This window comes from Streptococcus sp. 1F3 (genome assembly GCF_054968985.1).
The window spans coordinates 1-13417 of the sequence record NZ_JBUEQR010000008.1; the positions used below are offsets into that span (position 1 = coordinate 1).

At 44.9% G+C, this 13417-nt stretch carries 10 protein-coding genes; 3 read left to right on the forward strand and 7 right to left on the reverse strand.

The genetic code is table 11. The features are described 5' to 3' along the window. Positions 1–145 precede the first annotated feature (145 nt). The 6 genes from ACVPON_RS00210 to mvk form a co-directional block, all read right to left on the reverse strand. Complete coding sequence (locus ACVPON_RS00210; protein ID WP_462874906.1) at positions 146–508, reverse strand: DUF1304 domain-containing protein; 363 nt, start codon at positions 506–508, stop codon at positions 146–148. A 15-nt stretch (positions 509–523) separates the two neighbouring features. Next, the gene (locus ACVPON_RS00215; protein WP_462874844.1) at positions 524–958 is read right to left on the reverse strand and encodes a MarR family transcriptional regulator; all 435 of its coding nucleotides are present in this window, start codon (positions 956–958) and stop codon (positions 524–526) included. Between the two features lie 117 nt (positions 959–1075). Then, the gene (gene fni, locus ACVPON_RS00220; RefSeq protein ID WP_462874846.1) at positions 1076–2170 is read right to left on the reverse strand and encodes a type 2 isopentenyl-diphosphate Delta-isomerase; all 1095 of its coding nucleotides are present in this window, start codon (positions 2168–2170) and stop codon (positions 1076–1078) included. Between the two features lie 8 nt (positions 2171–2178). Further along, positions 2179–3261 (reverse strand): phosphomevalonate kinase, encoded by a 1083-nt coding sequence (locus tag ACVPON_RS00225; protein WP_462874848.1) that lies wholly within the window; start codon positions 3259–3261, stop codon positions 2179–2181. Then, positions 3254–4288 carry a diphosphomevalonate decarboxylase gene (mvaD, locus tag ACVPON_RS00230; RefSeq protein ID WP_462874850.1) on the reverse strand — a complete coding sequence of 345 codons (1035 nt, stop codon included), beginning with the start codon at positions 4286–4288 and terminating at the stop codon, positions 3254–3256. Before mvaD ends, ACVPON_RS00225 begins: the two co-directional genes overlap by 8 nt. Continuing rightward, positions 4281–5216: a mevalonate kinase gene (gene mvk, locus ACVPON_RS00235; RefSeq protein ID WP_462874852.1), complete on the reverse strand. Its 936-nt coding sequence runs from the start codon at positions 5214–5216 to the stop codon at positions 4281–4283. The genes mvaD and mvk overlap by 8 nt, the downstream gene beginning before the upstream one ends. Before the next feature lie 285 nt (positions 5217–5501). Between mvk and gshAB the strand changes: the two genes are divergently transcribed. The 3 genes from gshAB (at position 5502) to dusB (ending at position 9902) form a co-directional block, all read left to right on the forward strand. Then, the gene (gene gshAB / locus ACVPON_RS00240) at positions 5502–7784 is read left to right on the forward strand and encodes a bifunctional glutamate--cysteine ligase GshA/glutathione synthetase GshB (RefSeq protein ID WP_462874854.1); all 2283 of its coding nucleotides are present in this window, start codon (positions 5502–5504) and stop codon (positions 7782–7784) included. 266 nt (positions 7785–8050) lie between these two features. Continuing rightward, a complete protein-coding gene (hslO, locus tag ACVPON_RS00245; protein WP_462874856.1) occupies positions 8051–8935 on the forward strand; it encodes an Hsp33 family molecular chaperone HslO in 885 nt (294 codons plus the stop codon). Then, positions 8910–9902, forward strand: a complete 993-nt coding sequence (gene dusB, locus ACVPON_RS00250; RefSeq protein WP_462874858.1) for a tRNA dihydrouridine synthase DusB — start codon at positions 8910–8912, stop codon at positions 9900–9902. The genes hslO and dusB overlap by 26 nt, the downstream gene beginning before the upstream one ends. A 1064-nt stretch (positions 9903–10966) precedes the next feature. Here dusB and ACVPON_RS00255 read toward each other — a convergent pair. After that, entirely contained in the window at positions 10967–13417 is a 2451-nt protein-coding gene (locus ACVPON_RS00255; RefSeq protein ID WP_462874860.1) for an ATP-dependent Clp protease ATP-binding subunit, read from the reverse strand.

The following is a 13417-nucleotide window of genomic DNA, read 5'->3' on the forward strand; positions in this document are numbered from 1 at the left end:
CGCAACAACGGCCTTGCACCTCTTGAAATGAGGAACAAGGCCGTCGCTTAAATCTTTTATTATTTCATTGTCCACTTGACAGGGAGCAGTTCAAACGACTGGGAGTTTGTTTGTTCTATTCTCGCTTTTCAATGCTTTGTCTTCATTATTTCAAAAACAAGATACTCAAAAGCGCTAAAATGGCAGGTCCACCCTGCTTCAAGAGAATAGCCCTGTTGGATGTAGCTGCTCCATAAACCGCTGCCCCAATAACATACAAAACAAAAATGGTCACGATTTCTAGACTATGGGAAACGAAAATGCCGTAGAGGAGAAAGACTGCCAACAAGCCATTGTAAATCCCTTGGTTTTTAAACAGAGTGTGGACGGATGGACGTGCTAATTCTTCCTTACTCATATTAAAGGTCTGGCTGGTCTTATCCGATGCTGTCGCAATCGTCTCAAGATAGAAAATATAGAGATGCTCAAGAGCAACAATCGTAGCTAAAATGGTCGTAATAAGTGACATCATTATTCCTTCTTTCTAATCCTTGTCAATAGCAATTCCCTCTAAGCCCCTAACCAACTTATCTAGCAACTTCTCTAGGAGCTTACTTTCTTCAGCCGACAAGATACTCTCCATTTGCTCTTTCACAGCTTCATGATGAGACGGAGAAGCAAGCTCAAGCTGTTCTTTGGCAAACTCGGTCAAGTCTACTATAATCTCCCGCTGATTTTCTGGATTCCGGCTCCTTGTGACATAGCCTTTTTCCTCTAAAACCTTAAAATGACGGGTCAGAGCAGCCGGGTCAATTTGCAAGACTTCCTGTAGTCTAATCTGATTACAAGGAGCAAGCTCAAGTAAAAACTGCAGGAGTTCATAGCGCGTCAGACTAATCCCCAAGCCTTTTTCAAATAACTGGGTGATGGTTTGATCGGTTACATGAAGTTGGTACAGTAGGTGGTTTATTGCAGTCATGACATTCCCTTTTTATAATTGATTTATCAACAGTTGATAAATCAATTATAAAGCTATCAAAAGAAAAAATCAAGCCCTTTGCTTGAAATTTTCAAATCTTTTTCAACAAATAGCCTATCATTTCCTACCCTCTGACGAGCGGTTAGCATAATAGGTCCAATCCAAGCCACGCGATCTGCACCAGGCTTCTACACTAGGTGCTAGCACGAGGTCTGTCTGGCGTAAGGAAGCTAGATCTGGGGCACCTAACAAGGTCATAATTGCAGCAATACTCTCACAAAAAGTCTGCACTTCTTCAATCACCTGCTCTACAGAGCGCCTATCTTTCACCAATTGTAAAAAGCGGTTGGATAGGCCCACTGTTTCTGCACCTAAGGCAAGTAGTTTAACAATATCTAACGGATTTTTTACACCACCTGAAGCGATTAGTTGGGGGCGACTAGTAGCAGGCAAGCTCATGGCTTCAACCATGGAAATAACCGTTGATTGCCCCCAACCATATAGATAGTCATAAGTCTGTTTTGTCCGACGGGCATTTTCAATTTTTACAAAATCTGTGCCACCCACTCCAGAAATATCTACCGTCTTCACACCAATAGAAGCTAGCTGAGCAACTGTTTCACGGCTCATTCCAAAACCGACTTCTTTGACAATAACTGGTACCTCAAGAGCAAGAACCACCTCTTCAATCCTTTTTAACCACATGGAAAAATCACGATCCCCCTCTGGCATGACGATTTCTTGAGGGGCATTGAGATGAATCTGTAAGGCGTCTGCCTCTAGTAAATCAATGGCTCTTTTGGCATTTTCAACATCGTGATGGGCTCCTAGATTAGCAAAAATAATCCCTTGCGGATTTTCCTTACGCATCACTGAAAAAGTACGCGCAACACTTGGATCTTTAAGAGCTGCACTAACCGAACCCGTTGCCAAAGGGATCTTGGTTTCCCGCCCTAGAATCCCCAATAATTGATTGATTTCCCCAGTCTTTTCACTGCCTCCTGTCATAGCATTGACAAAAAAGGGCATCTCTAGCTCCAGACCAGCTACTGACGCTTGTAAGCTGACATCCGCCACCTTTATTTCTGGTAGAGAATGATGAACAAAACGGGTCTGCTCAATATCACTTACTGCTTGCATCGTAAATTGCTGATTCGCTAAGGCTACATGCTGATCTTTACGATTTGGTCCAACACCTTTATGCTCCAACATGATTTCTCCTATTCTTGATAAGTGTGTGCGATTGAAAGGGGCAAAGGAGTAATTCCTACTGCTTTCCAAGCCTTCGCAATCCTTTCTTTTTGTGCAGGGGAATCCACCAAACAAATCCCACAATCACCACCACCAGCACCGGAAGATTTGGCAACTGCTCCCTCTTTTACTGCCACCTGACAGAGGCGGGATAACTGAGGAGTTTCAATCATTAGTCCCATACCAGCTGAAAAGTCTTGTAGCTGCTTTCGATTGAGCGCAATCGCTTCTCTGACTGCCAGCCTATCATTTTCTTGACAAGCACAAATGAGCCTTTCTACACAGGATCGATTAGCCTGTAAAAATTGACGGTAAATGGCTTCTTTTCTTTCTTGATTGAGCTGTCCCTGCATATTTGCCACCAATTGATCAGTGGAAGCAGCTGCGCCTGTCCAACCAACCAACAAGTCCAAGCCCTCTGGCAAATCTAACCTTTGAATCGATAAATCTTTCCAGTCTTGCGCTACCCATTCAAGGATTGGCAACCGATCCATTGCTTCCTTCAGCCAATGTCTGTCAACAGAATGGTAAGCGACCAAGCCTCCAAAGCTAGAGGCTGCCAGATCCCCAAAGGAACCTGACATCCCAAGTCTTAACTGGGCAAGTACCGCTAACTTGTACACCAAGAGCGGCACAGTCTTTTGATGATAGTAGGATAGTAAAACCTTGACTACAGCAACTGTTACAGCACCAGAAGAGCCAAGCCCATACTTGATCCCAGATTGCTCATCATCCAAATCCGAGCGAATGTCTAGGCGATACAGGGAATCTACCACTACTCCCAAGGCACGAACATAATCCTCAACCACCTGCATGCTACTGACAATCAACTGATAAGGGTGAGGAGAAGCAGTAGCAATCTCCCTGCCTCTGCGCAACCATGCTACTTCAAGATCAGGTTGCTGGGTGGAGTAGATACTTCCGGTATCCGCCTGCCTTATCTGCGCAAATAGGTACTGATTAACCGCTGCAATAAGCGCTGGATAACCCGCTTCAACGACTGCGTATTCTCCTGCTAGATACAATTTTCCCGATGCACTCGCCTCAATCATGAGCTCCCCCTCTAGAAAAAGCTACTTGGGATTCCTGCCAGTCTGTGTCTGATAAGAGATAGGCACCAGGTCCTGGGAGACTGGTCAAGACTTGCTCTGCTGGCAAATGCTCTTTCAAGGCTAGAGCCAAACGCTCCATATCACTGGCACGGCAAAGAACCTTGACATTGGGACCCGCATCCATCGTCATATAAGCCGATACACCCAAGTCGTCCCTCACTTGACGAACGGCTTCTTGGGCTTTCATGGTAGCTGCTGTCCAATAGGTAAAGGGAGGGTTGGCAGACAAGGTCGTCGCATGCATCTTCATTCCATTATGCTCTGTAATTTGCCCAAGCCTTTCAAAATCATGTTGGGCAATAGCAGCCTTGATGTCTTGTAAATCCTGAGCAGCTGTTTCCACCCACAGCGGATAAAAAGGAGAAGTCTGCACGGTATGCTCCATCCCTACACGGCTAGCAATCTTTTTCTTCCCTGTATCCACTGCTAGGATAATCATCCCGATATCCCAAGCCGCAGCCTCAACCGGGTGTGCCATAGAATCTGCTGAAGTCGTCCCCATATCCCATTCTACAAAACCACCAAACAAACTCCGGGTACTAGAGCCTGAACCACGACGGGCAAATGTTGATAATTGCTGACGCGACATCTCCAAACCCAAGGCAGTTGAAGTCGCTAAAGCTAGAGCCGCAAAGGCTGAGGCTGAACTGGCTAGACCTGCTGCTGTCGGTACAAAGTTAAAACTCTCCACACAGGCAAATCGGTTCTCACCCGTATATGTGCGAAATAAGTCTAAGAATTGCGAAATGTTCTCCCTTTCTTTTTGGGACTGTTTTTCCTTGTTCAAGTAAAACATATCCGCTGATAAGGTATCGTCAAAGACAACCTTTGTATCTGTATAAAAGGCAGCCAAGGTCAAAGACAAACTTGAATTCATCGGTAAAAACAAGTCCCTATCTCGTTTACCCCAATATTTTATCAAAGCAATATTGGTATGGGCTCGTGCAATTCCCACATTCTTACTCATATCGTTCTCCTAGGTATTGTATCCATGTTTGGCTAGCACCTGTTTCTGCTAAGGATTGGGCAATGTTTGTAGCCTCTTCCTTGGTTTTCGCAAGAGCAATCATACAGCCCCCTCGCCCCCCTCCAGTTAACTTTGCCCCCAAGGCACCTGCCTTGCGTGCGACCACAACCAGCCTGTCCAAACTCTCATCTGACACCGTCAAATCTTGCAAATAGGACTGGGCTTGATCCATAACCTGCCCTAGCAATTCAGCCTGATTATGGGCCAGATAATCCCTTGCCTGATAGGTCAAGTCTCCGAGAGCTTGTATCCAGCTTTCGACCTCACTACGACGTCTGCAAAGAAGCGCCACATCCGTGATGGCTTCCAAGGTATTTCCCGTTTTTCCCGTATCTGCGACAACCAAGTAAGCATCTAGAGATAGTGCTAAGGGGGCAATCGGTTGATTCTTGATGAAAAAGACGGGAGAGGTCCCTGTTATAGTCGTTGCGTCAATTCCTGATGGATTCCCATGGGCAATCTTTTCAGATGATTGGACAATGTCCCACAATTCTTCATTCGATAAAGGTTTCCCATAGAAAGAAAATAAGGCTCTTGCTACTGCTGCAGCTACTGCTGCGCTTGACCCCATTCCCCGTTCTGCAGGAATAGTAGAGCTAATTTCAATATGAATGGCTGGGTCTGTCGGTGCTCCAATCCGATAGAGGGAAAAACGAATGGCATGCTTCAAACTTTCCCAAATTTTAGGCATTTCATGAACCAAGCCCTTGTAAAAATCACAACTGACTGAAAGTGCCTGTCCCTCTTGGCTAACCTCTGCTATGATTTGGACAGCAGAAAAAGGCATCGCTATGGCTGGCTGACCATAGACCACAGCATGCTCTCCCATCAAAATAATCTTTCCTGTTGATCTTCCTATTGCAACCATGATTTCTCCTTACGCATGTTATATTATACCATGTTTCCAGAAAAAGCTCGTACTATTTTACACTTCTCCTGTCACCTAGTCGCTCAACCGTCGTAGCAAAAATTTGTCTTTCAATTCTAAAATCGCTACAATAAGAGTATTAGACCTGTACTCACACCGAACTATTTTTCCTTCAGCAAACCCATTTTTTAAGAATTCCAAGGGTCTGTTGAAACAAGAAAAGACAAAAAGAATGAACCGATTGAGCTAGAATACAGGTTATTAGATACGACGAGGAATCAAGCTATGACGATCAATCATTTACTGCAACAGGCACCCAAAACTCTTCCCATTCTCCAAGCTACTTTTGGACTAGAACGTGAATCACTGCGCATCAATACGAAACATCAGATTGCACAGACACCACATCCAGAAAAACTGGGTTCTCGCAATTTCCATCCCTATATCCAAACGGACTACAGCGAAGCACAATTGGAACTCATCACCCCTATCAGTCCTTCGACAAGTGAAGCTAGACGGGTACTTGGAGCCATTACCGAAGTTGCCTACCGTTCGATGGATAAAGACGAGTACCTCTGGCCCCTCTCCATGCCTCCCTATGCAAGTGAAGAGGACATTCGCATTGCGCAACTAGAGGACACCTACGAATACCAGTATCGAAAAGGATTGGGGAAACGCTATGGAAAACTACTCCAAGCGATGTCAGGGGTCCACTATAACATGGAGCTAGGTCCAGACCTGATGAAAGCCCTGCTTAAAACCAGCAAATATGATTCGCAGTTAGACTTTACCAACGCTCTTTACCTTAAGCTAGCCCAACAATTCCTGCGCTACCGTTGGTTTTTGACCTATCTATATGGTGCTAGTCCCATTGCTGAAAAGGGCTTCTTAAAGAAAGAGCTGAACCACCCTGTACGCTCTCTTCGCAATAGTCCCTACGGCTACGTCAACGCTGATGACATCCAGGTTTCCTTTGCCGACTTAAAAAGCTATGTTAGCGATATCGAGCATTATGTCACAACCGGTCAGCTATCGGCTGAAAAAGAGTTTTATTCGGCTGTGCGTTTGCGTGGTCACAAGCACAATCGAGATTATCTGACGAAAGGGATTCGCTATTTAGAATTTCGCTGTTTTGATCTCAATCCCTTTGATTTTCTAGCGATTAGCCAAGAGACCTTGGATACTGTTCATCTCTTTATCCTTGCCCTCCTTTGGATCGATAGCCCGGAAAAGGTCGATGAAACCTTGAAAGCAGCAACCGAACTCAACAACCAGATCGCCCTTGCCCACCCGCTCACTCCCCTCCCTAAAGAGGCTGATCCGCAAGGCATTCTTGAGGCTATGAGTGCTGTTGTATCCCACTTCCAATTGGACAAGAAATACCAAGATTTAATAGAAAAAGCCAAGCAACAAGTTGTCCAGCCTGAGTTGACCTTGTCAGGACAACTGATGCTACATCTAAAAGAACAGTCCCTACAAGCATTTGGTCACAAGCAAGGGCAGAGCTTCCACCAGCATGCTTGGACCGCCCCTTATGCCCTCAAGGGCTACCAACAGATGGAACTTTCTACCCAGATGCTCATGTTTGATGCCCTGCAAAAGGGAATCAATCTAGAGATTCTTGATGAAGATGATCAGTTTCTCAAGCTCTGGCATCAAGATCATGTCGAGTATGTCAAAAATGGGAATATGACTTCCAAAGACAATTATGTCGTCCCCCTTGCCATGGCAAACAAAACAGTCACGAAAAAAATTCTTGCCGCGGCAGGATTTCCTGTTCCAGCAGGGGCAGCATTTTCAAATAAGGCAGAAGCCTTACGCTACTACAGCCGAATTGAAAAAAAGGGCATCGTTGTCAAACCAAAGTCAACCAACTTTGGTCTAGGCATTTCCATTTTCCAAGATGGTGCCAACCTGAAAGACTATGAAAAAGCCCTCAACATCGCCTTTGCAGAGGACAGTCAAGTCTTGGTTGAAGAGTTTATCGCAGGTACGGAATACCGCTTCTTTATCCTCAATGGAAAGTGTGAGGCCGTATTGTTACGGGTCGCTGCCAATGTAGTCGGAGATGGGAGACATACCATTAGGGAATTGGTCGACCTCAAAAATCAAGATCCCTTACGGGGACGAGACCACCGCTCACCACTTGAAATCATCAACCTAGGTGATATTGAAATGCTGATGCTTGATCAGCAAGGCTACAGTCCAGAAACCCTTTTAGAAGCCGGGCAAAAAGCAGAACTACGAGGCAACTCCAATATCTCAACAGGTGGCGATTCCATCGATGTAACAGAGCAAATGGACGCTAGCTATAAACAACTGGCTGCCGAGATGGCAACTGCGATGGGTGCCTGGGTCTGTGGGGTCGATTTGATTATTCCAGATCCGACACTCCCCTCTACCAAGGACAAACCCAACTGTACCTGTATCGAGCTCAATTTCAACCCATCTATGTACATGCATACCTACTGCTATCAAGGACCTGGTCAGGCATTGACTCCAAAAATCATTGCACAACTCTTCCCAGAAGTCAGCGATGAAGATCTAGCCACCGACAGTCTACTGTAGCAGATTAAGGATACAACTATGTGGATAAAAAGAGTAGTCGCCCTTTGAAAGAGCGACTACTCAACATGATGGCGATAACGTGAGGCAAGTATTGTCTTATACTCCATAAAAATCAAAAGGATACTAGGAAACGAAGCCGAAGGTAGAACTAGCGTTCACCAAGGCAAGTTGACAAAGTATCCTTTTGATGTTTAAAGAGTATTAGATAGCCTGTAGCCAAACCCAGGCTACTAGCATTTTCCCCCTATTGTGCTATAATAATTCTTATGGATAAAATGATTAAAACAATTTCAGAAAATGGGCACTTCCGTGCCTTTGTAATCGATAGCACAGAAACGGTTCGGACTGCTCAGGAAATGCATGATACGATGGCCTCATCAACCGTCGCCTTGGGAAGAACCCTGATTGCCAACCAGATGCTTGCTGCAAATGAAAAAGGGGATACCAAGATCACCCTCAAAATCCTCGGCAATAGCTCTATCGGTGCCATTATTAGTGTGGCAAATACCAAGGGGCAGGTCAAGGGCTATATTCAAAACCCAGATATTGATTTGAAAAAAACAGCGACTGGTGAGGTCATTGTAGGGCCTCTGGTCGGTCAAGGTCAATTTTTGGTCATTACCGACTACGGTGTCGGACACCCCTATCATTCCATGACCCCCTTGATTTCCGGAGAAATCGGAGAAGATTTTGCCTACTTCTTAACCGAAAGCCAACAGACCCCGTCAGCCGTTGGGCTGAATGTCTTATTGGACGAAGAAGATAGGGTCAAGGTGGCAGGTGGTTTTCTCCTCCAAGCCTTACCAGGAGCTACAGAGGCTGAAATCGCAGAATTTGAAAAACGGATTCAAACCATGCCTCCTATCTCACAACTACTCGCGTCAAGCAACCATATCGAAGCGCTGTTGGAAGCGATCTATGGTGAACAAAGTTTCAAACGTTTAGCAGAGGACGCCCTTAGCTTTTCCTGCGATTGCTCAAAAGAACGCTTCTTAGACGCTCTTGCTAGCCTGCCCAAAAGTGATTTAAACGAAATGAAAGAAGAAGATAAGGGAGCTGCTATCACCTGTCAATTCTGCCAAACCCATTATCTATTTGACCAACATGACTTGGAGGAACTTATCGATGGCTCATCTCAATACCCCCTTTAAGATTGGAAATATCGAAATCCCCAATCGGACAGTCCTAGCTCCCATGGCTGGAGTGACCAACTCTGCCTTTCGTACCATTGCAAAAGAAATGGGTGCAGGGCTTGTGGTGATGGAAATGATTTCAGAAAAAGGCTTGCTTTATAACAACGCCAAAACCCTACACATGTTGCACATTGAAGAAAACGAAGCCCCGGTGTCCATTCAACTCTTCGGTGGAGATGCGGACGGACTATCCCGTGCCGCAGAATTTATCCAAAAAAATACCAAGGCAAATATCGTAGATATCAACATGGGCTGCCCTGTCAACAAGGTCATCAAGAATGAAGCCGGCGCCAAGTGGCTTAAAGATCCAGATAAGATCTATCATATCATTAAGCAGGTAAGTTCTGTCCTAGATATTCCTTTAACCGTCAAAATGCGGACAGGCTGGGCAGACCCTCGTCTAGCTGTCGAAAATGCCCTTGCCGCAGAAAGTGCTGGAGTAGCAGCCCTTGCCATGCACGGTCGGACGCGGGAGCAAATGTATACGGGAACGGTTGACCTTGACACCCTTACCAAGGTCGCCCAAGCCCTAACCAAGATTCCCTTTATCGCAAACGGAGACATTCGCACCGTTCAAGACGCTCGCCAACGCATCGAAGAAGTTGGTGCAGATGCGGTCATGGTGGGGCGGACTGCCATGGGAAACCCCTATATTTTCGAGCAGATCAACCACTATCTCGAGACAGGCGAGATCCTACCCGACCTGAGCTTCCATGATAAGCTCAATATCGCCTTTGAACATCTCACACGCCTGGTTCATCTCAAGGGCGAAAGCATTGCTGTACGTGAATTTCGAGGACTTGCTCCCCATTATCTACGGGGAACGGCTGGTGCTGCGAAAATCCGTGGCGCAGTAGCTCGTGCCGAATCAGTAGAAGAAGTTGAGACACTCTTTCATCAAGCCCGTGAAGCCCATAAGAAATAAGAAGCTGGAATCTCCCAGCTTCTTATCATAACCCTTTGAACGTCATACAAAAAATAGCCCTCCTTGCTCATACTCCATCGTGTAAGCCAGCGGACTGTTTAACACTAAAAATAGCTAAACTTCTCCTTACTTTTTCAAGATACAAGAATCTCTTGACTTTTCTATATAAGCTATTTTATACTATTATCAATAAAACGCTTTCTTTTATACAGAAGTGATATCGTATCATGACAATAGAGGGAGTTAAGAAGAAGTAAAAAATGACAAAAAACCTTAAATCATCCGCTTTTCTAGGAATACTAGCTCCGTCACCATCTTTTATTAGCAACATTTACTGGAAAGCCGATGCAATAAAAATTAATGTTGGAACTGCGGGGTTCATCAAATGTTAAAATACTACTATGCTATCAAGAATAGTCCCTTCGACCTTTATTTTATCCTTGTCATCGTGTTTATCTGGTCTATGATTGCTTGGTTTCCAGCCAATATCCAATTTCCTTTTGGAAGTAGTCTTATATCTGTTCCTCATTTTATCTTTCTCTATTTTCTGCCAGCTAGCGGTTGGCTAGCTATCTTAGCTTCACTTCTATTTAAAAAAGTCAAGTTATTCATCTTTGGTCTCCTCTGCTTACAGCCAATTCCTGTGACACTAGCTCTCTCCTACTTCATTTTCGGGATATTTGGGCTAGACGCTCGATAAGGTATCCTAACCACTATATAGTTATTTCGTTTCCTTTTCGTACTAGGAAACGAGCTGCAGGCTGCTTCAACAGTCTAATGACTGTTGAAGGTTGGAAATCATACTGACGATAGTCAGTAACAATCGTAGAGTAGGGCAAAGCCAGTTCCAATCATCTAGAAGATGATTGGAACTGGGAAATAAGGAAACGAAGTTTCCACAATGCTTGAAGTAATAAAAGGTAAATGAAATGAGTATAAAAGTCGTATCAACCCTAGAATGGTCCGTTGATACGACTTTTTTTACGATGTATCTAAGAGCTTGGAATAGTCCTCACCAAACAGCGAACGACTGCTCCTGAAAGACTATGGTAAAAGAGGCTAACCTAGCGCTGAATATCAAAGTTCAATTTTCCAGCTTTTACCCCAATTTTCAGGCTATCTCCTACCTGCAATTCCCCTCGAAGGAGCATTTCTGCTAGAGGGTCTTCCACTTTTGTTTGGAGCAAACGGCGAAGCGGTCGTGCTCCCATTTCACGATCGTAGCCTTCCTGTGCCAATAATTTCAAGGCAGACGGTTGAATCTTAAACTGAATTCCCTTTTCATTCATAACTGCCTGGAGCGGACGAACCATCACTTTCACCACTTCTTGCATGTCTTGAGTGGTCAAGCTATGGAAGACAATTTTCTCGTCAATACGGTTGATAAACTCTGGTCGATAGGCTTTTTTCAATTCTTCTAAAATCCGTTTTTCAACGTGTTCCTGGCTGTGTGACAGGTCAAGGGCTCCAAAACCAACTGTCTTATCATCTCGTAAGGCTGTCGCTCCCAGATTTGAGGTCATAATAATAATGGTATTTGAAAAATCAACTTTCCGTCCCTTGCTATCAGTCAAGACGCCATCATCTAAAACCTGTAATAGAATATTAAAGGTATCAGGGTGCGCTTTTTCCACCTCATCAAAGAGCAAGACTGCATAAGGCTTGTTCCGCACCTTTTCTGTCAGCTCTCCTCCTTCTTCATAGCCAACATAGCCTGGAGGGGCACCATTTAGACGACTAGCTGCAAATTTTTCCATATATTCGCTCATATCAAAACGAATGAGGGCAGACGCATCATCAAACAAGACTTCTGCCAATGCCTTGGCCAACTCAGTCTTTCCAACCCCAGTAGGCCCTAAAAACATAAAGGAGCCAACCGGACGATTGCCTGTCCGAATCCCTGACTGGTTGCGACGAATGGCACGACTAACCGCAGAAATCGCCGCTTCCTGTCCAATCACCCGCTTGTGCAACTCTCTTTCTAAGTTCAAGTATTTCTTGATATCCGTCTGACTTAACTTAGCAACTGGAATACCGGATAAATGGCTGAGCGTCAGCAAAACATCCTCTTCTGTCACTTGGACATCGCCCAAGATTTCTTGGCTCTCTGTCTCCAATTCCTTCATCAATAGCTGGCTAACTGTCTTGTGTTTTCCTGCTATGAGTGCCTCATCTGCGGCAGATAATTCAGATTGCTTCCCACTTGTTTTTTGCCGATTTTGCACCGTTGCACTCGCCTCATCTAACAAATCAATCGCTGAATCTGGTAAATTTTTACTAGTCAAATACCGCTTAGCAAAGGTTACAGCTGTCACAACTGCTTCATCTGTAATCTGAATTTTATGGTAATTTTCGTAGGCTTTCTTCAAACCCTGCAAAATAGCAATGCTAGCTGCGACAGTCGGTTCTTCCACTGTTACTTTAGCAAAACGACGAGAGAGGGCTGCATCTTTTTCAATATGCTTTTGATACTCATCTTGGGTCGTTGCCCCAACTGTCCGCAAGGTTCCACGTGCAAGGGCAGGCTTTAAAATATTAGCCGCATCCAAGGTAGAGTCAATCCCACTACCAGACCCCATAATCGTATGCAACTCATCAATGAAGAGAATCACCTGACCATCTTCTTCAATATCGTTGATGATGTTGTTCATTCGCTCTTCAAAATCTCCCCGAAAACGCGTCCCTGCAATGACATTCATCAAGTCCAACTCTAGGACCCGCATCTTGGCAAGACTAACAGGCACCTCCCCATCTGCCACCCGTTGTGCTAGACCCAAGGCGAGTGCCGTTTTCCCAACTCCTGCTTCTCCGACCAAGACAGGATTGTTCTTGGTTTTCCGGGAGAGAATCTGAATCATTCGGGAAATCTCAGCCTCCCTGCCAATAACCGGCTCAATTTGTCCTGCACGGGCTAGGGCTGTCAGATCCCTTGTATAATCTTCCAAACCACCTGTTTGAGGAGCCGGAGGCATTCCCATCATATTCGCCATAGTAGGTCTATGTCCTCTCCCTCCTTTCATGAGGTTCCGAATAGACTTTAAATCTTCCTTGGAAAAACCAGCCTTTGCTTCTAAATTCTTTCGTAAATCAATAAAGCGAATCTTAGTATCTGAATCTTCAAAATGAAATCCAGCCTTATCCAAGATTTGTGAAGCCACCGAACGCTTGTCCAGAAGCATTGCCATCAAAAGATGCTCAGTCCCAAGCTGTTTTGCCTTGAGCACTTCTGCAATCTTCTGGGCAAAACGAGCTACTTCATCCAGTCTCTTCGAGCTCTGTAAAAACGTAAAATCCTCTAATTCTGCACGATAGACACGTTCTGTCACTGTATAGGTTGCCTGCTCGTAATCTGCAACATCGAATGGATAATCCGCTAAAACAGCCCCTGCAATCGTATCTGGATTGATCACAAAAGCCAATAACAGATGCCAAGTTTCTAAGTAATCGCACATGTATCGTTGCCCGATTAACTGCGCATCTTCATAGGCACGTTGTAATCCATTTGAAAATTTCAT

Coding starts and splice junctions, on each gene's coding strand:
- ACVPON_RS00210 (WP_462874906.1), bottom strand. CDS start 508: ATGTCACTTATTACGACCATTTTAGCTACGATTGTTGCTCTTGAGCAT.
- ACVPON_RS00215 (WP_462874844.1), bottom strand. CDS start 958: ATGACTGCAATAAACCACCTACTGTACCAACTTCATGTAACCGATCAA.
- fni (WP_462874846.1), bottom strand. CDS start 2,170: ATGTTGGAGCATAAAGGTGTTGGACCAAATCGTAAAGATCAGCATGTA.
- ACVPON_RS00225 (WP_462874848.1), bottom strand. CDS start 3,261: ATGATTGAGGCGAGTGCATCGGGAAAATTGTATCTAGCAGGAGAATAC.
- mvaD (WP_462874850.1), bottom strand. CDS start 4,288: ATGAGTAAGAATGTGGGAATTGCACGAGCCCATACCAATATTGCTTTG.
- mvk (WP_462874852.1), bottom strand. CDS start 5,216: ATGGTTGCAATAGGAAGATCAACAGGAAAGATTATTTTGATGGGAGAG.
- gshAB (WP_462874854.1), top strand. CDS start 5,502: ATGACGATCAATCATTTACTGCAACAGGCACCCAAAACTCTTCCCATT.
- hslO (WP_462874856.1), top strand. CDS start 8,051: ATGGATAAAATGATTAAAACAATTTCAGAAAATGGGCACTTCCGTGCC.
- dusB (WP_462874858.1), top strand. CDS start 8,910: ATGGCTCATCTCAATACCCCCTTTAAGATTGGAAATATCGAAATCCCC.
- ACVPON_RS00255 (WP_462874860.1), bottom strand. CDS start 13,417: ATGAAATTTTCAAATGGATTACAACGTGCCTATGAAGATGCGCAGTTA.